The 24593-nt window shown below is 67.9% G+C and carries 21 protein-coding genes; 5 read left to right on the forward strand and 16 right to left on the reverse strand.

All coding sequences use genetic code 11. The features are described from left to right. Positions 1 to 6: 6 nt before the first annotated feature. Positions 7 to 270: a hypothetical protein gene (locus tag OG817_RS37085; RefSeq protein WP_406049592.1), complete on the forward strand. Its 264-nt coding sequence runs from the start codon at positions 7 to 9 to the stop codon at positions 268 to 270. Positions 271 to 384: 114 nt separating this feature from the next. Here OG817_RS37085 and OG817_RS37090 read toward each other — a convergent pair whose 3' ends face one another. The 8 genes from OG817_RS37090 to OG817_RS37125 form a co-directional block, all read right to left on the reverse strand. Further along, positions 385 to 1368 (reverse strand): hypothetical protein, encoded by a 984-nt coding sequence (locus OG817_RS37090; protein ID WP_406049594.1) that lies wholly within the window; start codon positions 1366 to 1368, stop codon positions 385 to 387. Between the two features lie 234 nt (positions 1369 to 1602). Next, positions 1603 to 2847, reverse strand: a complete 1245-nt coding sequence (locus OG817_RS37095) for a hypothetical protein (protein ID WP_406049596.1) — start codon at positions 2845 to 2847, stop codon at positions 1603 to 1605. Beyond that, a complete protein-coding gene (locus OG817_RS37100; protein ID WP_396394358.1) occupies positions 2844 to 3749 on the reverse strand; it encodes a carbohydrate ABC transporter permease in 906 nt (301 codons plus the stop codon). Before OG817_RS37100 ends, OG817_RS37095 begins: the two co-directional genes overlap by 4 nt. 9 nt (positions 3750 to 3758) lie before the next feature. Further along, positions 3759 to 4649: a carbohydrate ABC transporter permease gene (locus OG817_RS37105; RefSeq protein ID WP_406049598.1), complete on the reverse strand. Its 891-nt coding sequence runs from the start codon at positions 4647 to 4649 to the stop codon at positions 3759 to 3761. 1 nt (position 4650) lies between these two features. Beyond that, a complete protein-coding gene (ngcE, locus tag OG817_RS37110) occupies positions 4651 to 6030 on the reverse strand; it encodes an N-acetylglucosamine/diacetylchitobiose ABC transporter substrate-binding protein (protein WP_406049600.1) in 1380 nt (459 codons plus the stop codon). Positions 6031 to 6140: 110 nt separating this feature from the next. Next, positions 6141 to 6809, reverse strand: a complete 669-nt coding sequence (locus OG817_RS37115) for an N-acetylmannosamine-6-phosphate 2-epimerase (protein WP_406049602.1) — start codon at positions 6807 to 6809, stop codon at positions 6141 to 6143. A gap of 9 nt (positions 6810 to 6818) precedes the next feature. Further along, positions 6819 to 7742: an N-acetylglucosamine kinase gene (locus OG817_RS37120; protein ID WP_406049604.1), complete on the reverse strand. Its 924-nt coding sequence runs from the start codon at positions 7740 to 7742 to the stop codon at positions 6819 to 6821. Further along, entirely contained in the window at positions 7739 to 10399 is a 2661-nt protein-coding gene (locus OG817_RS37125) for a hypothetical protein (RefSeq protein WP_406049606.1), read from the reverse strand. Before OG817_RS37125 ends, OG817_RS37120 begins: the two co-directional genes overlap by 4 nt. Positions 10400 to 10536: 137 nt before the next feature. On the opposite strand from OG817_RS37125, the gene OG817_RS37130 reads away from it, so the two are divergent. Then, positions 10537 to 11622: a glycoside hydrolase family 172 protein gene (locus tag OG817_RS37130; protein ID WP_406049608.1), complete on the forward strand. Its 1086-nt coding sequence runs from the start codon at positions 10537 to 10539 to the stop codon at positions 11620 to 11622. Between the two features lie 119 nt (positions 11623 to 11741). Here the strand turns inward: OG817_RS37130 and OG817_RS37135 are convergent, their stop codons facing one another. Both OG817_RS37135 and OG817_RS37140 read right to left on the reverse strand, forming a co-directional pair. Then, complete coding sequence (locus OG817_RS37135; protein WP_406049610.1) at positions 11742 to 13172, reverse strand: gamma-aminobutyraldehyde dehydrogenase; 1431 nt, start codon at positions 13170 to 13172, stop codon at positions 11742 to 11744. Positions 13173 to 13181: 9 nt separating this feature from the next. Further along, positions 13182 to 14840: an amidohydrolase gene (locus tag OG817_RS37140; protein WP_406049612.1), complete on the reverse strand. Its 1659-nt coding sequence runs from the start codon at positions 14838 to 14840 to the stop codon at positions 13182 to 13184. Positions 14841 to 14969: 129 nt separating this feature from the next. Between OG817_RS37140 and OG817_RS37145 the strand changes: the two genes are divergently transcribed. Continuing rightward, positions 14970 to 16349: an aspartate aminotransferase family protein gene (locus tag OG817_RS37145; RefSeq protein ID WP_406057596.1), complete on the forward strand. Its 1380-nt coding sequence runs from the start codon at positions 14970 to 14972 to the stop codon at positions 16347 to 16349. 174 nt (positions 16350 to 16523) lie between these two features. Here the strand turns inward: OG817_RS37145 and OG817_RS37150 are convergent, their stop codons facing one another. The 5 genes from OG817_RS37150 to OG817_RS37170 are packed head-to-tail and all read right to left on the reverse strand — an operon-like array spanning position 16524 to position 21916. After that, positions 16524 to 17891, reverse strand: a complete 1368-nt coding sequence (locus OG817_RS37150; protein WP_406049614.1) for an NAD(P)/FAD-dependent oxidoreductase — start codon at positions 17889 to 17891, stop codon at positions 16524 to 16526. Next, positions 17888 to 18688 carry an ABC transporter permease gene (locus tag OG817_RS37155; protein WP_406049616.1) on the reverse strand — a complete coding sequence of 267 codons (801 nt, stop codon included), beginning with the start codon at positions 18686 to 18688 and terminating at the stop codon, positions 17888 to 17890. The genes OG817_RS37150 and OG817_RS37155 overlap by 4 nt, the downstream gene beginning before the upstream one ends. Beyond that, positions 18685 to 19593: an ABC transporter permease gene (locus tag OG817_RS37160; RefSeq protein WP_406049618.1), complete on the reverse strand. Its 909-nt coding sequence runs from the start codon at positions 19591 to 19593 to the stop codon at positions 18685 to 18687. The genes OG817_RS37155 and OG817_RS37160 overlap by 4 nt, the downstream gene beginning before the upstream one ends. After that, positions 19590 to 20723 carry an ABC transporter ATP-binding protein gene (locus tag OG817_RS37165; RefSeq protein WP_396394374.1) on the reverse strand — a complete coding sequence of 378 codons (1134 nt, stop codon included), beginning with the start codon at positions 20721 to 20723 and terminating at the stop codon, positions 19590 to 19592. Before OG817_RS37165 ends, OG817_RS37160 begins: the two co-directional genes overlap by 4 nt. Before the next feature lie 2 nt (positions 20724 to 20725). Next, positions 20726 to 21916, reverse strand: coding sequence for a spermidine/putrescine ABC transporter substrate-binding protein (locus OG817_RS37170; RefSeq protein ID WP_406049620.1), 1191 nt, complete (start codon positions 21914 to 21916; stop codon positions 20726 to 20728). Positions 21917 to 22105: 189 nt separating this feature from the next. Here OG817_RS37170 and OG817_RS37175 point away from each other — a divergent pair, with 189 nt between their 5' ends. Both OG817_RS37175 and OG817_RS37180 read left to right on the forward strand, forming a co-directional pair. Continuing rightward, entirely contained in the window at positions 22106 to 22546 is a 441-nt protein-coding gene (locus tag OG817_RS37175; RefSeq protein ID WP_406057598.1) for an Lrp/AsnC family transcriptional regulator, read from the forward strand. Continuing rightward, on the forward strand, positions 22531 to 23898 hold the full coding sequence (locus tag OG817_RS37180) for an NAD(P)/FAD-dependent oxidoreductase (RefSeq protein WP_406049621.1): 1368 nt from the start codon (positions 22531 to 22533) through the stop codon (positions 23896 to 23898). The genes OG817_RS37175 and OG817_RS37180 overlap by 16 nt, the downstream gene beginning before the upstream one ends. Here the strand turns inward: OG817_RS37180 and OG817_RS37185 are convergent. Continuing rightward, positions 23895 to 24536: a hypothetical protein gene (locus OG817_RS37185; RefSeq protein ID WP_406049623.1), complete on the reverse strand. Its 642-nt coding sequence runs from the start codon at positions 24534 to 24536 to the stop codon at positions 23895 to 23897. The genes OG817_RS37180 and OG817_RS37185 overlap by 4 nt on opposite strands. Positions 24537 to 24593: the final 57 nt, after the last annotated feature.

The raw sequence follows: 24593 nt of genomic DNA on the forward strand, positions 1-24593 counted from the left end.
GTCCTGATGGTGATCCAGCTGGTCAGCGCCGGCGGTACCTTCCCGTGGCAGACGATCCCGGCGCCGCTGTACTTCTTCCACCACGCGCTCCCGATGAGCTACGCGATCGACGGCGTCCGCCACCTCATGTACGGCGGCCCCGGCACCTCCCTAGGCCGCGACCTCCTGGCTGGCCACATGGTTCGCCGTAGCCCTAGCGGCCTCACCCTAGCCGCCCGCACCCAACGAGTCTGGCCCGCCAAAAAGCTCCAACCGGAGCTGGCCCTCTAACCCGCGCCCACCACGTCCTGTTCAGCGTCGACTTTGTGCACCGGATCCGCATCCCAGCGGCGGATCGGTACGCACGCGGTGCACAAAGTCGACGAGATCGCTAGTCGCCGGCCGTCAGTTGGCGGCGAGTACGCCAGCGGCGGTGAAGTTGTAGGTGGTGTTGGCGATGGTGAGGGACCGGATCGCGCCGTGCCAGGCGTTGTCCCGGCCCTTGCCGACGCCGGCGGAGATGAACTTCGCGTCGTCGCCCAGCTTGGACAGCGCCTCGGTCAGCGTGCACCGCGAACCGTTGATGCCGCACCGGTCCGTGCCGGTGTTGAAGTACGTACCGGTGAAGCCCCAGTGGCTCCCCGTGTCGGCCTTCGCGTCGATCGAGGTCCAGGCGTTCGACGCCGAGTTGTCCGGCGTGTAGACCAGCGTCGTGTACGTCGCGCCCGTCGCCGGATTCGAGATCTCGAACTTGATCGACGGCATGTTGCCCGCGATCGCGGAGTTCTCACCCGTCTGGAAGACCTCGTACTTGACCGCGGACAGGGCACCCGCAACCGGCTTGCCCGCGAAGTCGGCCTCGTTGCCCCACATGACGGCGTCCTGGCCGGTCGGGATGTTGAAGTTCAGGCCCTCACCGGACGACGACTGCCCCAGCTCGGCCCGCGCGTTGCCGATCGTGTTGCGGAAGATCTCTCCCCAGTTCTTCAGGTACGTCGCTCCGGCCGGGCCGTCGATCTTCGCCTTCAGGGCCGCGTTCAGGTCCGACTCGTCGATCGTCCCGGCCTTGATCTGGGTGCTGCTCTTGATGGCGTCGGCCTTGCTGACGTCGGCCGCCGCGATGGCCTGCCGGAAGTCCCAGCCCATCCGGTCCAGCGGGATGGTGTTGGTGTGGATCATCGAACCCCACACCGCAGACGGGCCGATCTTCGCGGCAGTGACCGCCTGGTTCTTCAGCTGCGCCGTGCCGACGGTGTTCGGCCCCGGGACGACGGCCGCAGCCGTACGCGGTGCCGGTGCAGGACTCGCGGACGCACCCCCAGTCAGCCCCACCGTGGCGACGATCGCCGCCACCCCCAGTACCGCAGCGCGGCCAGTGTGCTTGTGCATCGTGCTCCCCCTCTTGGTGTCCGGCCCGCGTGGCCGGATCGTGGGGCGCCGGGCATCGAAACCCGGACGTTGCACCTGGCAACCGACCGCCAGCGCCCCCGTTGTGGTGTCCTGCCGGACTAGACCGGGAGGAGCTTCCGGGGTCACATCGGTTTGGGAACACGGAGCGTTACATCGGCGCCGGAAGTAATTTGGTTGCCCCTGGTTCCTGCCCAAACCCACGGCCCGTGCGAGCTACCTGTTGACGAAGGCGGCGGTTTCGGAGAGGAGGCGGCTGGTGGTGGGCTGGTCGAAGAAGGTGATGAGGGCTTCGTAGGCGCCGGAGTCGGCGGCGGACGGGTCGACGATGTAGCCGTAGTAGCCGTCCGTGTAGCCGACGACGCGGGTGATCGGGTGCGTACTGTCCGCCTGCAGGCAGGCGCCGTGCAGAGCGAACAGTTCGACCGGCAGGTTGACCCAGCACACGTGGCCCATCGTCACCACGCTGACCGGCAGGTCCAGCGTCTCCGGCAGCGATGCAGCAGCCATCAGCGCCTGGCCGCGCGCACCGTCGAGCCGGGTCTGCGCGATCCGGGACGACGGGTCGTCGACGCCGTCACGCAAGGATCGCTCGGCCGTCGCGACGGCCGAGGCCCGATCGTCGGCCGAGGGTAGATCGCGGACCGGCAGGCTGATCGTCGTACGGCGGATGACCGGAGCCGACCGGGGCAGCTCGAGGCCCGGGCCGGCCAAGGCCTCGCGGACCCGGGACGCGAGCAGACCGCCCAACCGGGCGACCTCGACGGCGCCGCGGCCCTGGCGCGTGAAGCGCGGACTGACGTCGCCGGCGGCACCTTGGAGGTAACCGACCACCGCGGGTGCCAGTGCTGCACGAGCAGCGCCGGGCCAGTCGGCGGAGTACTGCAGGTTCTCCGGGCCGTGGGTTGTCGGATGGCAGGCGAAGTCCAGCAGGATCGCCTCCAGCGAGCCGTCGTGGGAGTGGAGCGCGAGGATGCCGGCGGTGTTGTCGTGCGGACCGTTCCGCCGGTGCCGGTTGGTGCCGACCCCGACCACCTCGATCGATCGCCAGGAAGCCGTCACGGGACGGCGCTCCAACATTGCATTGGCGATCGACGCGCTCAGCGCCTCGTACAGCACCCGCTCCCGCTCCGCCGGGATGACCGGGTGGATCTGGCCGGTCCATCCGGACGGCGCGGAGTGCGTGTGCGACGCGGACACCACGACGTTCGCCGGCGGGATCCCGGCCACCTTGGCGGCGGCCGCGGCCAGTTCCGTGGTCAGTTGCTTGCCCACAGCAATCGCGTCCAGAGTCAGCCACAGCACCCCGGGGTCGTCCGCCGTACCGAGCCAGATGATGGTGGCTCGCAACGGGTCCGCGGCACCGGTCGCGGGAGCGGTCCGGGCCGCGTACCCGTCCAGGCGGTGCCCGGGCGGCGGGGTGACGTCGAGCGACGTCGCGGCGAGCAGGAGATCGGTCACTTGAGGGCTCCAGCGGTCATACCGGTGCTGATCTGTCGATGGAAGGCAAGATAGACCGCCAGCACGGGGAGGATCGAAATGGTCAGTCCGGCGAACAGGCCGGAGAAATCACTGTGGTACCCCTGCGTCACCGCGATGTTCGCCAAACCCTGGGTGACGAGGTAGCGACTCTCGTCGGTGTTCAGCACCAGCGGGAGCAGGTACTCGTTCCACATCCCGAGGAACTGGAAGATGCCGATGCTGACCAGACCGGGGCGGGCCAGCGGCAGCATGATCCGGAACAGCACACCCCAGTGTGAGCAGCCGTCGACGAGCGCCGCCTCGGCGAGTTCCTTGGACTGCGTTCGGAAGAACGCGGTCAGGAAGAACACCGAGAACGACATGCCGTGTGTCGCGTACACCAGGATCAGGCCGAGGTACGTGTTGAGCAGACCCAGGTTCTGAACCACGAAGAACAACGGCACGAGGGCCATGAACCCAGGGAACACCATGCCGCCAACAAAGACGTAGTACAGCAGCCGGCTGCCCGGGAACTCGAAGTGCGCGAGCACGTACGCGACCGCGGACGACAGCAGCAGGGTCAGCAGTACGCCGCCGCAGACGACGATCACACTGTTGAAGAAGTACGTGCCGATGTGGGACTCGTTCCAGGCCCGGGAGAAGTTGTCCCAGTGCCACACCGACGGCAGACTCCACGGACTCTTGAAGATGTCCGCGTCGGACTTGAACGAGCTGAGCACCGCCCAGAGCAGCGGGAACACCACCATCGCGCCCCAGACCAGCACGAACCCCTGCGACGTGCCGCCCAGCACCCGCGATCCCACGGTCCGCCCTGTCGGTGGGTCCGGTACGGCGGGAGCCGGGGCGGCGTCGATCCGGGCCGGATCCGTCAGTGTGGCCACCTGTGCTCCTCAGTACTCGACCCGCTCGCGGCGGGTCAGCCGGAACGTCAGCAGGGTCAGGATCATGTTGATGGCGAACAGCGTTACCCCGATCGCCGAGGCGTAACCGAACTTCCCGTAGGTGAAGGCGTTCGTGTACATGTACAGCGAGATCACCTGGGTCGCGTCGCCCGGTCCACCCGGCCCGACCGACAGGATCTTCACCAGCGCGAACAGGTCCAGCGCGCCGATCACCTGGAACGCGAGCGCGACCTGGACGGTGTTCCAGATCAGCGGCAGCGTCAGCCGCCAGAACGACTGGAACGCGCCGGCGCCGTCGAGCAGCGCCGCCTCGTACAACTCCCGCGGGATCGCCGCCATCGCCGCGGTGAACAGGACGACGTAGAAGCCGACGCCACCCCAGACGACCACAGCCATGATCGAGCCGAGCGCGGTCCTCCCGTCGCCGAGCCACAGCTGGGCCAGACGGTCCAGCCCGATCGCCCGCAGGAACCCGTTCAGCAATCCGTTCCGCGGCTCGAAGACGAACTGCCACAGCACGCCGACGACCGCGATCGACAGCACGCTGGGGAAGAAGTACACGACCTTGTAGAACTTCGCGCCCGGTACGCCGCCGCGGTAGTTCAGCATCGCGGAGAAGAACAGCGACAGCGTGACGATGATCACCGGCAGACTGACCAGCAGGAACAGGTTGTGCCGCAGCGCCACCCAGAACACCGAGTCGTGGAACAGCGTGACGAAGTTGTCGAACCCGATGTAGTGGTAGTCCGCCGACAGGCCCTCCCAGTCGGTGAACGCGATCGGGAAGGCCTGCACGTACGGCGAGACCACGAACACCGCGTACAAGCCGAGCGGGACCAGCAGCAGGCTGAGGACGAACCGGTACTTGCCGTGGTGCATGTCAGACGTGGAACTTCTTGATCGACGAGTCCTTGGCGGTCTCGTCGGCGTACTTCTGCATCTGCTTGCTCCACTCGTCCGGCGTCACCTCGCGGTTCATCAGCGCCGCCATCGCCTTGTCCGAGTTGTCGAGCAGCTTCTTGTACCAGAGCCGGAACGACCAGTCGGCGAACATGTTCGCGCCGGCGGCGGTGATCACGTCCTGCATGGACTTGTTCGCGGACGACAGCTCGACGCCGTCGGACGCTCCCTGCACCACGGTCAGCGACTTGGTCACCTGAGTGAAGTTCTTCATGCACTGCTTGGACAGGATGATCCGCAGCAACTCCAGGCCGCCCTGCGGGTTCTTCGCCTTGGCCGGCACGATCAGGGCCCCACCCGGGCCGCCGGTCACCGTCTCGAACGGCGCCTTGTCGTCCTTCGACCAGCCCGGGACCGGCACCATCGTCATGCCGAGGTCCTTGGGCGCGATGGCGCCCAGCTCGTTCTCCAGCCAGCCGCCGCACGGGATGAACACGGCCTTGCCCTGCGCCCAGTAGGTCTGCGACTGCGTGTGCGACAGCGCCTGCGAACCCTCCAGCAGGTAGCCCCTCGCGGCCAGCTCCTGGTAGCCCTCGGCGGCCTGGATCAGGGCCGGATCCCGCCAGGCGTTCGGCTCGAGGTTGTCGACCTTCTTCTTCAGGTCCGGCCCGGCCGCCTTGTACGCCGTCATCAGCATCGGGTTGGTCAGGTAGCCGGGGAACTTGCCCTGGTAGGTCCACGGCGCGATCCCGGTCTTCTTGATCTCCTCGCAGAGTGCGAGCATCTCGTCCCAGTGCTTGGGGTAGGTCCAGCCGTGCTTGTCCATCAGCGGCTTGCTGTACCAGATCCCGCCGACGCCGAACACGTACGGCATCTCGTACTTCACGCCGTCGTACCGGCCGGCCTCGGCGACGCCCGGCAGCAGGGTGTCCTTGACCTTCTTGCCGGGCTCGTCGTACGCGTCCATCTCGAGCAGCGCGCCGATGTCCATGACCTGCTTCTTGGCGGCCAGGGTGGCGCCGTCGAGGCCGACGTTCTCGATCAGGTCGGGCGGGTTGCCCTGGATGAACCGGGGCTGGAGCTGCTGCTGGAGCTGTTGGCCGCTGGTCAGTTTCACCTCCGCCTGCGGGAACTCCTTGCGGTAGAGGTCCAGTGGCATCGTGGTCCATTCCTTGCCGTAGCCGCCGTCGAAGTTGAAGAACTCCAGCGGCTTCGAGCCGTCCACCGAGGCGCCGGTACTCGCGGCCGGCGCGGACTTGTCGGCGACCGGCTTCGCACAGGAGGCGAGCGCCGCAACGGCGGGCGCGGCCAGCGCCACGCGGAGGAGGGTACGGCGGTCGACCTTGCCGGCAATGCTCATGTGTCGCGTCCTCTCCCAGGGTTGAGTTGCGTCATGGATACGCCGCCCGGCACTCGCGCGGAAGAGGATTCGACCCTCGTCGACAAGGTGGGCTAGACCACTCGGATGGCCTATGTACCCGGGATCGCCTCGACCAATCGGGCCGTGATGTCCATCGGATTCGTGATCGCGTGACCGACCACGACGGCGTACGCGCCCGCATCGCACACAGCGCGGACGTGTTCGGGCGTACGAATCCTGCCTTCGGCAACGATCGGGCAGTCCAGCTTCGCCGCGAGCTGCCGGACCAGCTCGACGTCAGGTCCGGTCGGCGACGTGCCATTGGTATACCCGGACAGCGTGGTCGCGACCAGGTCGGCGCCCGCCGCACGGGCCGCGAGACCCGCGTCGACGCTGTCCACATCGGCCAGTACCTGTACGCCGAGCTCCTCGTGGATCCGGGCGATCTGCTGGTCCAGCCGCTGCCCGGCCGGCCGCGGCCGCATCGTGCCGTCCAGCGCGATCAGGTCGGCCCCGGCCCGGGCCACCCCGACGGCCGAGTCGTACGTCGGGGTGATGAATACGCCGGCCGGATCGCCGAGTTTGTTCAGCCCGATGATCGGCAGGTCCGTGACTGCCCGGATCGCTGCCACGTCGAGCGCCCCGTTCACCCGGATCGCCCCGGCCCCGCCCGCCTCGGCCGCGCGGGCCATCAGCGCCATCGCGTCGGGCGAGTAGAACGGATTGCCTGGCCCGGCCTGGCAGGACACCACAAGGGTGCCGTGGGCAAGAACTCTCATCGTCTGTTATCACCCCCGAGCGAAGCGAGGGCGCCCTTTCTGTTGTGTCTTGCGGTGGATCACGGTGAGGTCGGCATACGGCTGCAGCGATCCGGTCGCGAGCCGCTCGGCGCCGTCGAGCGAGTTGCCGACGGCGGGGGTCAGCCGTGCACGGGCCGACAGCGCCGCGCGGACCGGCTCCAGCAACTGATCGCCGGCACCGCGGAACAGCCCGCCGACACACGCGACCGGCACCGATCCCTCTCCGGCCAACTGCGCAACGGCCGCGTTGATCGTCTCGCCGATGTCCCCGGCCGCCTGTACGACGAGGTCCGCGGCAACCGGGTCGCCTTCGGCGGCACAGCGCAGTACGTCGGGAGCGAAGCGGGCAACGTCGTCGACCAGCGTCGCGGATCGATAGAGCGTGACCGGATCGAGCGGGGTGTCCGCGAGCTTCGTCACCGGGCCGCGGCCGTCGCGGGCGCGCTGGACGGCGACCAGACCGGCACGGCCGATCGCGAAGGCACTGCCCGCGTCGCCGAACAGGTACCCGTGTCCGTCGAGCTTGTGCCAACTGCCGTCGTGATCAACCGCGAGACTGACAAGTCCGGTGCCTGCGGCAACCACCACGCCGTACCCGTCGGGCAGTGCGCCGGCGTGTGCGGTCACCATGTCCTGGGTCAGCCGCACCTCGTCGGCGTCCAGCAGTTCGCCGACGTCCGCCGCGAACTCTTCCGCGGCTCCCGGAGCAGGCGGGTAGCCCGTCAACCCGAGAGCGACCACCTCGACCGGTCCGCTCACACCTGCCTCGGCGGCGGCCGCTCCGATGGCGGTCAGCATGCGTCGGAGCGCGTCCGGGCCGTGGGTGTACCCAGGGCCGGTGCCGGTACGCCGGGACGGGAGGGCGCAGAGTCGGAGAGCGGACTGACCGCCGTCAATCGCGAGGTGAGTCATGCGGTGATCCAGTATGAGTAGTCCTGCCACGGCAGGTGCCAACGGTTCACCTTGCGGGTCCGGCGGTCCTGTCCGGCGATGTCGTTGGCGACCAGGCGGACAGTTCCGAGCGTCTCGTCGTACAGCACGGCCGGCGAACCGGTGAAGTGCAAGGTGCCGACAGGTTCCCACGGGGTGTGGCCGCCACGCACGTCGATCATCGAGCAGTGGTGGATCCGGCGGTCCGCACCGAGCACGTACACCTCGACCGCGTCGGCGCCGGGGTTGAAGGCGACCACCGGGTCGTCGGCCAGTTCCAGCTCGCCAACTTGTTGCCACCGGCCCTGACCGACGCGGTCGTCCAGGTAGGTGTGGTGCAGGTGGCCGTCCGCGCCGCGGACATAGATCTCGGTCGATCGGGCCGGCTCGTTCCGCGCCCAGACCGGTTCACCGGCTGCGACCAGATCGCCGAGCACTGCCCGAGCGCCGTCCTGGGTACGGACGATCCGGCCGTCGTCACGCCGCGCGAAACTGACCGGTGCCGGGCGTCCGGTGAGGATCGCGTCGAACTCTGCCTGGACCTCCCCGACGGTGGCGCTGTGCTCGGTGCTGGGTTCGGGCGGGAAGAAGGGGTCGCCGTTCAGGTAGAGCATCGCGCCGATCAGCGCGGGCGCCACGGACCAGCCGGTCTCGACGCAGTACGGTCCCCAGCCGAGGTCCGCGTTCGAACCGAAGTACTCCCACGCTTCGAAGTCGAACGCCCGCTGCCAGGTCCCGTCGAGTTGCTCGTCGTCCGGGTCGTCGATCTGGATCCGGCTCAGATAGTCGAGTACGCCGTGCGCCAGCTCCTCGAACACCTTCTCCCCGGTGACCTGGTAGGCGAGCGGCAGCGCCCAGGCCGCGAACGGTGTGCCGTACAGCTGGTCGGTGATCGGGTCGCCGTTCGCCTGGAAGATGGACGCCTCGTCGACGCCGTACGCCTCGTTGCTCGGCGGACACTTCCCGTCCCACTCGGCGAACCCGCCGTCCGGGCCCTGCCGGCTCTTCAGGTACTCCGCCAGCGAGCGGAGCGTGTCCAGGTAGAGGGGCTTGCGGGTGTAGCGGTAGGCGCCGACCAGCGGCAGGAGGAAGCGGCCGGCCTCACAGGTCCGGCTGGTCTCCAGGCGGGCGCGCGGATGATGGCTCGCCATGTGGTCCAGTCCGCGGGTGGCGATGTCGAGGTACCGCTGCTCACCGGTCAGGCCGTACGCGTACAGGTAGGCGCACTGGGCCGAGCTCTGCCAGTGCGAGGTCAGGTCGAGGCCGTCCTCGATCGGGGTCCGGGCGATCTCCTCCCAGCCCTTCACCAGGATCGTCGACGGGGTTCGCCACGGGTCGACCTGCAGGCCGAGCTCCTCGCTCGCGGTCCGCATCAGCGACTCGACGCCGCGCAGCCCGGCCTCGGTCGCACCGGAGATCAGCGCGAAGAGGGAGATCCAGCCGTTGTCGTCGGCAAACAGGTTGTTCGTCGCGGTCAGGTCGGTGCGAGCTCCACGCGGTTCCCAGGCGCCGTACAGCTGGTTGCGGTCCGTGAGCTGTTCCTCCTCGACCACGAGACGCATCAGGTTGTCGGCGATCGTGTGACCGCGCGGGAAGTCCGCCAGGTCGGCGTACATCCGGAAGGCGTGCGCTGTCTGGGTGAAGCAGTCGCCGCGCGGCACCGGACGGAACGGGAGTCTGCCGTCGACGTCGACCTCGTTGGAGAAGCCTTCCGCGACGCCCTTGGACCCGTCCGGCCGGTCGTAGAACATGCCGGCCCGGTCGAACCACGCAATGCCTTTGTCGACCATCCGGCGATAACGCTCCGCCCGCGGCCCGACCCTGACGGTCGTCTGCTGGTCGCCGACGGTGAAGGTGTGTTCGCCGTCGTCGAGGTACTGCGGCTCGGACTCGAACCTCCCGGTCGCGGTCTCGGTCAGGTCGAGATCCGGGGACGACGGCTTGGTCGCGGACCGCGCGACCAGACGGACCGGTTCGCCGGATGCAACCCAGACGCGCGGCTCGGTGAAGACCTCGACGCCCGGTGGGATCTCGGTGCCGGTGACCTCGGCGACGATCACCTGCATCAGGCGCTGCCAGCGGCGTACCGGCTTGTAGCGGCCTTCGAGGTGGTGGCTGAGTGCAGTCGTGGCGTAGAGCAATCGGCCGTCGCCGACCGGGATGTCCAGCAGGGCTGGGAAGGTGTGTTCGGGTGGGCCGAAGACGGCCTTGTGCGTGCCGGCGACCGTGCCGTAGCTGAGCAGCTCGACCGCGTTGTTCGGGGCGGCTACTTCCTGAGCGCGGGACAGGTGCTCGTCCAGGATGCTGAGCGGCTCCAGCCCTGGCAGCGCCGCCGTGGTGAAGATCCGCTCGATGTGCGCCTCCCGCACGTCCCCGGCCGGCAGGAACCCGGTCTCGTCGAGGGCGAACTCGACGTACGCCGATCCGCCTGAAGCGACGTACCGCGCCAGCGCGCGGGTGTCGAGGTGGTCGGGTTCCGGATAGCGGCCGGCGAGGACGAACACCGCACGATGACCGGTGAGCTCGGCGGGCTGGGCGTCGTACTGGACGTAGGGGAGTCCGGCCCGGTCGAGGGCACCGGTGAGCGTGGCCGCCGGGCCGGGTGGTCCGATGACGGCGACAGGCGCTGATGCGGTCACCGGTTCACTGTCGCCGACTCCGCCCGGCCGGGTAAAGCACCTTGAGTAGACCACTCGGGGCTTCCGGGACACGCCGGTCTCACCCGGTCCGCCGATGGGCGCCTGCTGACCGGCCACGGCCTCTAGGGTCATTCGCCATGGGTGACTTCAACGGGCTCGACGTTCATCTCGGCAACGTGGCGCGGTTGTCGGCGGCACGGACCTACTCGATCAGTGCGGAGAATCCGGACGGCGCGAAGGCGGGCGGCGCCCGGGCGACCGAGGGCGCGTACTCACGGCAGGCCCGCGAGCTCGGCCCGGGCTGGAAGATGGCGCCGTGCATCCCGCTCGCACCGGAGTCGACCACGACGATCGCGGACATCGAGGGACCGGGAGCGATCACGCACGTGTGGATGACGGTCGACTCGAAGCTGTGGCGGTCGCTGGTGCTGCGCGCGTACTGGGACGACGAGGAGACGCCGTCGATCGAAGTACCGCTGGGCGACTTCTTCTGCAACGGCTGGGGTCAGCACTGCCAGGTCAGCTCGGTGCCGATCGCGGTGAACTCGTCCGGCGGTTTCAACAGCTACTGGCAGATGCCGTTCCGCGGCCGCGCCAGGCTGACGATCGAGAACCTCTTGGAGACAGAGGTCCCGGAGCTCTTCTACCAGGTCGACTACGTCAAGACCGAGATCCCGGACGACACGGCGTACCTGCACGCGCAGTGGCGACGGAGCAACCCGATCCCGTACGGCGAGGTGCACACGCTGCTGGACGGCGTCCGCGGCCAAGGGCAGTACGTCGGCACGTACCTCGCGTGGGGCTGCAACAACTCGGGGTGGTGGGGTGAGGGTGAGTTCAAGTTCTACCTCGACGGCGACGACGAGTACCCGACCATCTGCGGGACCGGGACCGAGGACTACTTCGGCGGCGCGTGGGGGTTCATCCATCCGGAGGGCGTGTACGCGACGTTCACGACGCCGTACCTCGGGATGCCACAAGCGATCCAGCCGGACGGGTTCATGAAGAACCAGCAGCGGTTCGGGCTCTACCGCTGGCACATCGCCGACACGATCCGCTTCACCGAGGACCTGAGGGTCACCGTCCAGGCCCTCGGCTGGCGGCGCGACGGCCGGCTGCTGCAACTCCAGGACGACGTGGCCTCCACGTCGTACTGGTACCAGACCGAGCCGCACGCACCGTTCCCTTCGCTGCCGGGAAAGGACTACCTCGAGGTCGTCTAGACCTGGTGCCGTGCAAACGGACAGGAGGTGTCACCTGTGGCACGAGCTTGTGACGCTCGTCGAACCTGCTCGGCGGACGAATTGAACGGACACCTCCTGTCGAGCTGCACGGATCTGCCCTAGACCTCGAGGTTGGACATGACGTGCTTGATGCGGGTGTAGTCCTCCAGGCCGTACATGGACAGGTCCTTGCCGTGGCCGGAGTGCTTGAAGCCGCCGTGCGGCATCTCGGCGACGATCGGGATGTGGGTGTTGATCCAGACGCAGCCGAAGTCGAGGCGGCGGGCCATCCGCATCGCGCGGCCGTGATCGCGAGTGAACACCGACGAGGCCAGGCCGTATTCGACGCCGTTGGCCCACCGCAGCGCCTCGTCCTCGTCGGTGAACCGCTGGACCGTGATGACCGGGCCGAAGATCTCCTGCTGGATCGCCTCGTCGTCCTGGCGCAGACCGGAGACGACCGTCGGCGCGTAGAAGTACCCGCGCTCGCCGACCACCGCACCGCCGGTCCGCACCGACGCGTGGTCGGGCAGGCGATGGACGAAGCCGTCCACCCGGTGCAACTGGGCCTCGTTGTTCAAGGCGCCGTACGCGATGTCAGGGTCGTCGGGGCGGCCGGTACGGGTGCGGTTGGCGCGGACGGTGAGCGCGTCGACGAAGTCGTCATGGATCCGGGGACCGGCCAGCACCCGGGTCGCGGCGGTGCAGTCCTGCCCGGCGTTGTAGTAGCCGGCGTCGGCGATCGCCTCCGCGGCCTGCTCCAGGTCGGCGTCGTCGAAGACCACGACCGGCGCCTTGCCACCGAGTTCGAGGTGGGTGCGCTTGAGCTGCCGGGCCGCCGACGACGCGACCTCCATCCCGGCCCGGACCGAACCGGTGATGGCAACCAACTGCGGGATCTCGTGGTCGACCAGAGCACGGCCGGTGTCGCGGTCGCCGCAGACGATATTGAACACACCCGGTGGCAGGAACTCGTTGCACAGTTCGGCGAGGAGGACAGTCGATGCCGGGGTGGTGTCGCTCGGCTTGAGCACGATCGTGTTGCCGGCGGCAAGCGCCGGCGCGATCTTCCAGATCGCCATCATCAGCGGGTAGTTCCACGGCGTCACCTGACCGACGACGCCGATCGGTTCGCGGCGTACCCAGGACGTGTGGCCGGCCAGGTACTCGCCCGCCGAGCGGCCCTCCAGCACCCGGGCCGCACCGGCGAAGAACCGCAACTGGTCCACACAGGGAGGCACCTCGTCGGTCGCGGCGATCGCCAGCGGCTTGCCGGTGTTGCGGCTCTCCACCGCGATGAACTCGTCCGCGCGTCGCTCCATCGCGTCGGCGATCCGGAGCAGGGCCAGCTGCCGCTCGGCCGGCGTGGTGTCGCGCCAGGTCTCGAACGCCCGCGCCGCCGCGGTCATCGCCTGATCCACGTCCTCCGGACCCGACAGCGGCGCACGGGTGTACGTCTCGCCGGTGGCCGGCGCGATCACGTCGTACGTCGCTCCGCTCTGGGCCGGGACCGGCTTGCCGTCCACGAGGTTGGTGAGGGTTTGCTCCATGACCGTCCCTTATCTCGTTGAGTGATCACCGAAGACGCACTCGCCCTCGACATAGGTGGCCCGCACTCGGGCGGCTCCGATCTCGTCGGTCGGGCCGGTGAACGGGTCCCGGTCGAGGACGACCAGATCCGCGAGCGCTCCACCCTCGATCCGGCCGGAACCGTCGGCATGGTTCAGCCAGGCACTCCCCGACGTGTACGCCGCCAGCGCGGTACTCAGGTCCAGGGCCTGCTCGGGAAGGAAAGCGTCGGGATCGCCTGGCGCCCGGCGATTCACCGCGACGTGGACGGCGGCCAGCGGGTCGGGGCTCGACACCGGCCAGTCGGAACCGGCCGCGAGCCGGGCACCGGAGCGGGCGAGGTCGCCGAAGGGGTACTGCCACGAGGTCCGCTCCGGACCAAGGAACGGGATGGTCAGCTCGACCATCTGCGGGTCGTACACCGCCCACAACGCCTGCAGGTTCGCGGCGACTCCGAGGCGAGCGAACCGGCCGATGTCGTCAGGGTGGATCACCTGAAGATGCGCGATGTGGTGCCGCAGGTCGCTGTCGCCGTTCTCCGTCCAGGCCGCCTCGAACGCATCCAGCGCCTCCCGGACCGCGCGGTCGCCGATGGCGTGCACGTGGACCTGGAATCCGGCGGCATCCAACTGCGTGACATGGCTCCGCAACGCGATCGGGTCCACGAACGAGAGACCCGCGTTGGGGGTCCGGCAACCACAGCCGTCGAAGTACGGCTCGAGCATCCCGGCGGTGAAGTTCTCCGCCACACCGTCCTGCATGATCTTCACGCTGTCCGCCCGGAACCGCGGGAACTTCACCGCGTCCCGTCGTTCGACGAGCTCCTGCAGCTGCTCGACGCCACGGTCCCGCTGCCACCACAGCGCGCCGACGACTCGTGCCGTCAGCCGCCCGTCGCGCGCGAGTTCGGCGTACGCCGGGGTCGCGTCGCTGAGGTTCGCGTAGTCGCCGAGGATGGCGTCCTGCCAGCCGGTGACGCCGAGCGAGTGGAGGTAGGCCTGCGCGTCGAGGAGGGCGGCGAGCTGCTCTTCGTGGGTCGTCGGCGGGACCAGGCGGCCGACGAGACTCATGGCGCCCTCGTGCAGTGTTCCGGTCGGCGTACCGTCCGGGCCGCGCTCGATCCGGCCGTCCGGTGGATCCGGTGTGGTCGCGTCGATCCCGGCGTACCGGAGCGCCTTCGTGTTGACCCAGGCGCCGTGGTGGTCCGCGTTCACCAGGAAGGCTGGGCGGTCGCCGGTGACCGCGTCGAGGTCGGCTTTGAGCGGGGCGGCGCCGGCGAAGTCGGGCTGATGCCAGCCGCCGCCGTGGATCCACGGGACGTCCGGGTGCGAGGCGACGTACCGCGCGATCGTCTCCTGGTACGCCGTGAGTCCGTGAGCGGGTGAGAGGTCGCAGTGGGCGCGTTCGAGGCCGCCCTGCACCGGGTGGATGTGGGCGTCCACGAATCCGGGCAGCAGGAGGCCGCCGGCGAGATCGACCACCTCGGTCCGCGGACCACGCAGGCCGGCGGGGTCGGCGGTGACCGCCGCGATCCGGCCGGCCCGCACACCGACCGTCAGGCCCGGTCGGTGGCGGTGGCCGTCGAAAATCGATCCGTTCACGAACAGGGTGTCCACCTTGGCAACCTTCCCGTGGTACGGATTTCGCATCAGAAGCCTATGCGAACCGATGACATCGACACCATATCGGCTGGATGGACACGAAATCACTTGCCTGAACGCTTTTTCCCAGGCAGGATGACCAACTACACACCGCACCCGGAGACGAAGGATCTGACCATGTCGTTCGACGCCGCAGAGTTCACCACCCTGCAGACGTCGGCGCGCGACCACCTCTGGATGCACTTCACCCGGATGTCCAGCTACGAGACGGCCGACATCCCGGTGATCGTCCGCGGCGACGGCGCCTACATCTACGACGCCGGCGGCAAGCGGTACCTGGACGGTCTGGCCGGACTGTTCGTCAACCAGCTCGGACACGGGCGCACCGAGCTCGCCGAGGCGGCCGCCAAACAGGCGTCCGAACTGGCGTTCTTCCCGCTCTGGTCGTACGCACACCCCAAGTCGATCGAGCTGGCCGAACGCGTCGCCGGGTACGCGCCGGGCGACCTGAACCGGGTCTTCTTCACCAGCGGCGGCGGCGAGGCGGTCGAGACCGCCTGGAAGCTGGCCAAGCAGTACTTCAAGCTGACCGGCAAACCCGGTAAGCACAAGGTGATCAGCCGTGCGATCGCGTACCACGGCACCAGCCAGGGGGCCCTGTCCATCACCGGTCTCCCGGATCTCAAGGCGCCGTTCGAGCCGCTGGTGCCGTCGACGTTCCGGGTCCCGAACACGAACATCTACCGCGCCCCGATCCACGGCGACGACCCGGCCGCGTTCGGCCGCTGGGCCGCCGACCAGATCGCGGTCGCGATCGAGAACGAGGGCGCCGACACCGTCGCCGCCGTCTTCCTCGAACCCGTGCAGAACGCCGGCGGTTGCTTCCCGCCACCGCCCGGCTACTTCGACCGGGTCCGCGAGATCTGTGACGAGTACGACGTACTGCTCGTCAGTGACGAGGTGATCTGCGCGTTCGGCCGGCTGGGGCACATGTTCGGCGCCGAACGCTACGGCTACCAGCCCGACATGATCACCTGCGCGAAAGGCATCACCTCCGGCTACGCACCGCTCGGCGCGATGATCGCGACCGACCGGTTGTTCGAGCCGTTCAGGCACGGGGACACCACATTCGCCCATGGCTACACCTTCGGTGGCCATCCGGTATCAGCCGCGGTCGCGCTGACCAATTTGGACATCTTCGAGCACGAAGGCATCAACGAGCACGTCCGGGCCCGGGAGGGGGAGTTCCGGGCGACGCTCGAAAGATTGCTCGATTTGCCCTTGGTCGGCGACGTCCGCGGTGCGGGGTACTTCTACGGGATCGAACTTGTCAAGGACAAGGCGACCAAGGAGACCTTCGACGACGACGAATCCGAACGCCTACTGCGCGGATTCCTGTCCAAAGCCCTCTTCGACGCCGGCCTCTACTGCCGAGCCGACGACCGAGGCGACCCCGTCATCCAACTCTCCCCACCCCTGATCTGCGACCAGCCCCACTTCGACGAAATGGAACAGATCATCCGATCCGTCCTCACCGAAGCCGAATCCAAGCTGTAGTCCCGGACAACTGTGGTAGCCCACGCGTGCTATGCAGTGGCTTTGAACACCTTCTGGGGACCTCGGACAGGAAATAACCTGTCCGCGGCCCCCAGATTCTGTCCGCGGCCCCAGATTCTGTCCGCGGCCCCAGATCCCGTCCGCGGTCCCCAGAACCTGTCCGGCGGAGTACGGCTAGAAGTCGAAGCCGAGGCCGAGTTTGTCGAGGGTTCTCAGCCAGAGGTTTCTGTGGCCTTGGTGGGTGTCGGCGCGGGACATGGACCAGCGGGTCAGGTGAATGGCGGCGGCGCGGATGGGTTCGGGTGGGAAGGGCATGGGGCGTTCGCGGACCATGCGGAGGCGGGTGCGGTCGGTGTCTTCGTCGTACAGGAGGTCGAGCATGACGTCGGCGCCGAAGCGGGTGGCGCCCACGCCGAGGCCGGTGTAGCCGAGGGCGTACCCGACCTGGCCGGCGTGCGCTGTACCGAAGAAGGCGCAGAAGCGGGTGCTGGTGTCGATCACGCCACCCCAGCGGTGGGTGAAGTGCAGGCCGTCCAACTGGGGGAACGTCGTGAAGAAGTGGCGCGCGAGCATCTCGTGGATGCTGTGGCGTAGCTCGTGGCGGGGATCGATCCGGCTGCCGTAGTAGTAGAGCGGGATGTAGCCACCCCACAGGATGCGATCGTCCCGGGTCAGGCGGTAGTAGTGGAAGAGGTTCGACGCGTCGCCGACACCTTGGCGGTTGCGCCAGCCGATGGAGTCGAGCTGTACGGCGGACAAGGGCTCCGTGACCAGGACCAGGTCGTAGACGGGGACTGTGTAGCGGCGGAGGCGCCGGAGCAGGGACGGGAACGCGTTCGTGGCCAGGGCGATCCGGTCCGCCCGGACCGAACCAGTTGCTGTGGACAACGTTTTGCCGTGCATCCTGTTCACCTGCGACATCTCATGGATGCGTACGCCGTGCTGCAGGCAGGCACGGCGCAGACCCCAGGCCAGCCGGGCCGGCTCGACCAGAGCCATGCGACTCGGGTCGGACAGTGCGCCGAGGTACGTCGGTGAGTTGACCTCAGCACGGGCAGCGTCCTGGTCCAGCAGCGTGACACCGTCGCGCTCACTTGCCTCCTCGGCCAGTTCGTCGAGGTGATGTGGCTCGGTGGCAACGGTGAGTTCGCCGCTCAGTCGCCAGTCGCAGTCGATTCCGTAGCGCCCGATCGTGTCACCGATGGCAGCGAGATTGTCGGCGCCGAGCTGCTCGAGCTGACCGATTTCCTCGGGCCAGCGCGCGAGACCGTTGGCGAATCCGTGTGTGAGGCTGGCGTCGCAGAACCCGCCGTTCCGTCCGCTGGCCGCGGATCCACAGATCTCCGATTCCAGCAGTACGACGTCCAGTTCGGGGTACCGTTCCTTCGCCCGCAACGCCGTCCACAGGCCGGTGTAACCACCGCCGACCACGGCCAGGTCGGCCTTGGTCGGCCCGAGGAGCGAGGGCGAATGTTCCGGCGCGGCCTTGTCGTCGAGCCAGAACACTCGCGGTTCTGCATCCGCCAGCGCCGCAAGTTTCATCGCGGCCGTCGGCGGCGGGTGAGCTCGCCACCCACGACGAGCAGGAGAGCGAGCAGGAACATCGCCGTACCGACGACGTTGATCTGCGGCGGGATGTCGCGCTGCGCCGACCCCCAGACGAACATCGGGAACGTCACCGTCGTACCGGCGTTCAGGTTCGTGATGATGAAGTCGTCGAACGACAGCGAGAAGCTGAGCAGCGCGGCGGCCACGATGCCGGGCAGCACCAACGGGAACGTGATCCGCCAGAACGCCTGCCACTCGGTGGCGTACAGGTCCATCGCGGCCTGTTCCAGCCGGAGGTCCATGCCCGCCAACCGGGCCTTCACGGTCACCACCACGAAGGACAGGCAGAACATCACGTGCGCGATCAGGACCGTCCAGAAGCCGAGCTGCCCGCCGAATCCGCTGGACACGAACAGCGCCAGCAAGGACGAGCCGAGCACGATCTCCGGCGACGCCATCGGCAGGAAGATGAACAGGTTCGCCGTCGTCCGGCCGCGGAACCGGTGCCGCACCATCGCGAACGCCATCAGCGTCCCGAGTGCGGTCGCGATCACGGTCGCGAGCAGCCCGATGCGCAGGCTGGTACTGACCGCGTCGCACAGACCGAGCGGCCGGCACGGGTGCTGCCAGTTGTCCCAGGTGAAACCGTCGAAGGTGTAGGACAGCTTGCTCGCCGGTTGGTTGAACGACATCAGGATCACGACGGCGATCGGCGCGAACAGGTACAGCAGGACGAGGATCGCGACCAGCATGACCACGTTCCGCCCGAACCAGTGCCCGACCCTGGTCATACCAGATCCTCTGTCCCCGCGCGGCGTATGTAGAGCAGCACGAGTACGACGATGGCCGCCATCAGCGTCACCGACAACGCCGCCGCTGTCGGGTACGCGCCGGCCGCGAACAGCCGCTGGATGTCGTTGCCGATCATCCGTTGTTTCGGCGTACCGAGCAGCTGCGCGTTGATGTAGTCGCCGGCCGCCGGGATGAAGGTGAGCAACGTGCCCGCGATCACGCCCGGCATCGACAGCGGCAGCGTGACTTTCCGGAAGGTGGTGAAGGGCCCGGCGTACAGGTCCCCGCCGGCCTCGAGCAGCCGCGGGTCGATCCGTTCCAGGCTGGCGTACAGCGGCAGCACCATGAACGGCAGGAAGTTGTACGTCAGCCCGGTGACGACTGCGGACGTCGTGGCGAGCAGTCGCCCGTCCTCGCCGAGGATGTGCAGCCACTTCAGCGCGTCCACGACGAAGCCGTTGTCACTCAGCAGCAGCTTCCACGACAGTGTCCGGATCAGGAAGCTGGTGAAGAACGGCGCGATCACCAATGCCAGCATCAGATTCTTCCACCGGCCGGCCTTGATCGCGATCGCGTACGCGAGGGGGTAGCCGAGCAGCAGGCACAACGCCGTGGTGATCAACGCGTACCACAGCGACCGACCGAACGGACGCCAGTAGTCCGCCATCGTGTCCGTGAAGTTCTGCCAGTGCCAGGTCATCGAGAATCCGTTCTCGATGGACCCGTTCGGGTCGTACAGGCTGGCCGCGAGCAACGACACCAGCGGTATGGCGAAGAACAGCAGCAGCCACAGCCCACCCGGGAGCAGCAGCAAGTACGCCGTCACCCGCCGGCCGGATCGCTGGGGCGGGGGCGGCGGCTTGGCTGCGGTGGCGGTCGCGCCCAGCTGGCCGACCGCACTCATCCGGCGCCACCCGGGTCGACGACGTGCTCGACTCCTGCCAGCGCGTCCTGTTCGGCGTCGAGCACGAACGTGTGCTCGGGCTGCCAGTGCAGGTCGACCTCGTCACCGACCGCGAACGTGCCCCGGGCACCGGTGTTCTGCTCGAACACCGTCAGCTCCTGGTCCCATGGCAGCCTGGCCAGGTACTGCGTACTCACGCCGACGTAACTGACGTCGGTGACGACCGCGCCGCGGAGCTGGTTCACGCCGTTGCTCTGCTCGGTACCGGCCGCGGCCAGGAACACCTTCTCCGGTCTGATCCCCATCCAGACGTCGCCCTCGGTCACCCGGCAGCGCGGCAACGGCACAGTCACCTTGCGCCCCTGCACCTCGACGATCAGGTTCTGCTCGGCCCGGCCGATGATCGACGCCCGGATCAGGTTGGACTGGCCGAGGAAGTTCGCCACGAAGGTGGTGGCCGGCAGGTCGTACAGCTCGGCCGGCGACCCGAGCTGCTCGACCACGCCAGCGTTCATCACCGCGATGGTGTCGGCCATCGTCATGGCCTCTTCCTGGTCGTGGGTGACGTGCACGAAGGTGATCCCGACCTCGGTCTGGATCCGCTTCAGCTCGATCTGCATCTGCCGGCGCAGCTTCAGGTCGAGCGCACCGAGCGGTTCGTCGAGCAGCAGCACCTGCGGCCGGTTGATCAACGCCCGGGCCAGGGCCACCCGTTGCTGCTGGCCACCGGACAGCTGAGACGGCCGGCGCTTGCCGAAGGTCCCGAGCTCGACCAGGTCGAGCATCTCCGTCACCTTCGGCTTGAAGTCCTTGACGCCACGACGCTTCAGCCCGAACGCGACGTTCTCGAAAATGTCGAGGTGCGGGAACAGCGCGTAGTTCTGGAACACCGTGTTCACCGGCCGCTTGTACGGGCGCAGCCGGGTGATCTCCTGCTCACCCAGGCTGATGCTGCCGCTGCTCGGTTCCTCCAGCCCGGCGATCATCCGCAGGGTCGTGGTCTTGCCGCATCCCGACGGTCCGAGCAACGCGAAGAAGGAGCCGGACGGCACAGTCAGATCCAGTTGCTGCACCGCGTACTGCGCACCGAACTGCTTGCTGATCCCGGTGAGGACTAGGTCGCTCGTCATGGTCAGCCCCCGATCGCAAGGTTGAAGTCGGTTTCGTAGAGCTTCGCCTGGTTCGTGTCCAGCGGCATGAAGGCGAACGTCTTGGACAGCATCGCCTGGTCGGGGAAGATCAGCGGGTCCTCGACCAGCTCGGGGTCGACCGCCTCCATCGCCTTCTGTGCGCCCTCGACCGGACAGATGTAGTTCACCCAGGCCGCGAGCGTGGCGGCCACCTCCGGCTCGTAGTAGTAGTTCATCAGCGCTTCGGCGTTCGCCTTGTGGGAGGCCTTGTTCGGCACCATCAGGTTGTCCGACCACAGCGCCAGGCCCTCTTCCGGCACGACGAACTTGATGTCGGCGTTGTCTGCCTGCATGGCGATCACGTCACCCGACCACGCCTCGCAGGCGGCGATGTTGCCGGCGTTCAGGTCCTGCACGTAGTCGTTGCCGGTGAACCGGCGGACCTGACCGGAGGCGACGCTGTCCTCGAGCCGCTCCAGCGCCTTGCTCCACTCCGCGTCGGTGAAGTTGGACGGGTTCGCACCCACCAGGCGCAGCATGAACGACATCGTGTCGGGCATCTCGGACAACAAGGTGATGCGGCCCTTGAGATCCTCGCGACTGAGAAGATCCTCGAAGCTCCCGACCTCGCTGGTGACCTTGGCGTTGTAGGCGATCCCGGTCAGACCGGTCTGCCAGGGCACGCTGTGGTCGCGGTTCGGGTCCCAGCTCGGCGCCCTGAGCTGCTCGAGCAGGTTGGCGTCGACGTTCGGGATCTTCGCGTGGTCGAGCTTCTGGATCCAGCCCAGGCCGATCATCCGGGCCGCCATCCAGTCGGTCAGCGCGAAGAGGTCGCGGCCGCAGGGCTGGCAGGTGCCGAGCTGGTCGCGCACCTTGGCGTAGAACTCGGCGTTGTCGTTGACGTCGGCGGTGTAGGTGACCTTGATCCCGGTCTGCTGCTCGAAGGCGGCGAGCGTGGGCGGCGGCGCTTTGCTGTTTTCCTCGTCCTCGTCGATATAGCTCGGCCAGTTCGAGAAGATGAGTTCCTTCTGCTCACCGGACAGATCGGTGCTGACACACGAGCCGGCGCTCTGTTTCGCGGGGGGAATGCCGCACCCCGCCAGCGCGGAACCCCCGGCCAGACCGAGGGCGGACAGTGACATCCCGCGAAGAACCGCCCGGCGCCCCACGACGGATTGTTGCCGAAGACTCATCGCACGCCTCCCCGGATGCGTCTGTCGCGGGCGATACTGTCAAACAGAATGGATCGAGACAAGGGATTCCGTAGTTAATAGCCCGATTTGCAACGAATTCCGCTGCATTGACTTGCTTACACCAGGTAACCCTGAAAGGATCTCCGGGTGGCTGTGCGAACGGGGAACTCCGACAAGAACCAGGCGCTGCTGGACGACACCTCGAAGGCGATCATCGAGCAACTCCAGAAGGACGGCCGCCGTTCGTACGCCGCGATCGGCAAGGCGGTCGGACTGTCCGAGGCCGCGGTGCGGCAGCGGGTGCAGCGACTGACCGAGGCCGGCGTGATGCAGGTCGTCGCGGTCACCGATCCGCTCGAACTGGGCTTCGAGCGGCAGGCGATGATCGGAATCAAGGCCGAGGGTTCGCTGGAGCCGATCGCCGACGAACTCGCGAAGATGGACGAGGTCGAGTACGTCGTGATCACGGCCGGCTCGTTCGACCTGCTGGCCGAGGTGCTGTGCGAGAGCGACGAGCACCTGCTGCAAGTGCTGTCGGAGCGGGTCCGGCAGATCGACGGCGTGAAGGCGACCGAGACGTTCGTCTACCTGAAGCTGGTCAAACAGACGTATTCGTGGGGTGTGCGCTGATCCTCTGGGCCGAGACGACCGAGCCCGCGACCGCACGCCCGGGGCTCGCGGGTGACCGGCACGCCGACGTGGCGATCGTCGGCGCCGGATACACCGGCCTGTGGACCGCGTACTACCTCGCGAAGGCCGATCCTTCGCTGCGCATCGTCGTACTCGAGGCTCGGACAGCCGGGTTCGGAGCCTCTGGTCGCAACGGGGGTTGGTGTTCCGCGTTGTTCCCGGTCTCGTCGCGGCGGCTGGCGGCGCTGCCCGGGTCGAGCCGTGAGTCGGCGATCGAGTTGCACCGGGCGATGCAGGCGACGGTCAACGAGATCGGGTTGGTGACCGCTGCCGAGGGCATCAACTGCGACTACCACAAGGGCGGCACGATCGTGTTCGCCCGGACCAAGGCGCAGCTCGCCCGGGCCCGCGCCGAGGTGGCCGAGGCGCACGACTGGGGTCCTGGTGACCTGCGGTTCCTCGAGCCGGACGAGGTCGCGGCGCAGGTGCGGGCCACAAAGGTGCTCGGGGCAACGTTCACGCCACACTGTGCCGCGATCCATCCGGGCAAGCTGGTGCGTGGACTGGCCACTGTGGTCGAGGGCCTCGGCGTGACGATCCACGAGAACACTCCGGTGACCGCGATCGAGTCCGGCCGCGCGATCACGCCGTACGGCGTCGTCCGCGCCGAGGTAGTGGTCCGGGCGACCGAGGGGTTCACGCCGGCGCTCGATGGGCAGTCGCGGGCGGTGGCGCCGGTGTACTCGCTGATGGTTGCGACGGAGCCGCTCGACGAGGCGATCTGGGAGCGGATCGGGCTGGCGGACCGGCCGACGTTCAGCGATCACCGGCATCTGATCATCTACGGGCAGCGCACGGCCGACGGGCGACTCGCCTTCGGCGGGCGCGGGGCGCCGTACCACTTTCGGTCGCGGGTCAAGGCGTCGTACGACGAGGTGCCGCGTGTGTTCAAGGTGTTGCAGGCGACGTTGCGCGATCTGTTCGACGGGCTGGACGATGTTGAATTCACGCATGCTTGGGGTGGGCCGCTCGGCATACCCCGGGACTGGTGCGCGTCGGTCGGGTTCGATCGTGGATCCCGGCTGGCGTGGGCGGGTGGGTACGTCGGGGATGGCGTCAGTACGACGAATCTCGCTGGGCGGACATTGACGGATCTGATCCTCGGGCGCGACACCGCGCTGGTGCGGCTGCCATGGGTGGGGCATCGGTCGCGGCGCTGGGAGCCGGAGCCGCTGCGTTGGCTCGGAATCAACGCCGGGCTGCGCGCGATGACGTTCGCCGACACGGAGGAACGCGTGACCGGTCGGGACAGCCGGATCGCTCGTCTGATGGCGCCCTTGATCGGTCGCTAGCGGAGCGCTAGTTGCGTGGTGCCTTCTTCGAGCAGGGATGCGAGCGGGCGGCCGGTCAGTTGGATGCTGGGACGCATCCAATCGTTGAGGATCGGCTCCTCGGTGGTGAGGTGATCGGACAGCTCGGTCCGGCTCAGCTCGAAGACGTGGGCCGGGTTGCCGGTCAGGTCGACGACGGTCTGCATCAGTCGACCGGCCTGTTCCTCCCACAGCACATCACCGGCGTCGAGGTGGTCCGGGCGGATCAGCAGCAGGTCGACGTCACTGTCCAGGTCGCCGTCACCTCGGGCGATCGCGCCGTACAGGCTGGCGTGCACCGGCGGTATCCGCCAGGCGCTGATCTCGTCCGCGAGCCGGCTGACCAACGTACTGCGAAGATCCGCGAGGAACTCGACCGCCGGGGCGACCAGGTGTCTGCGATTGAGTCGATAGAGCAACGAGTTGCCGAGGTCATCCACATGCACGAGTCCTGTCGCCGCCAACCGCTGCAGCACCAGCCGCACACCGGCGACGCTGCCCGTGCCGGCCAGCTTGTGGATCTGCCGTCCGGACAGCCCCTCGTCACTGCGGGCCAGCACCTGGAGCACGGGACCATCGAGCGATGGCACGACGGTACTGATCGGGGTCCTGAGATCCATAACCCGACCACCCTAGTGATCACACCCCCACTCACCGTAATCACCGTGATCCGTCAA

The organism is Kribbella sp. NBC_00889 (genome assembly GCF_045207705.1).
In the GTDB taxonomy this organism is placed as follows: Bacteria; Actinomycetota; Actinomycetes; order Propionibacteriales; family Kribbellaceae; genus Kribbella.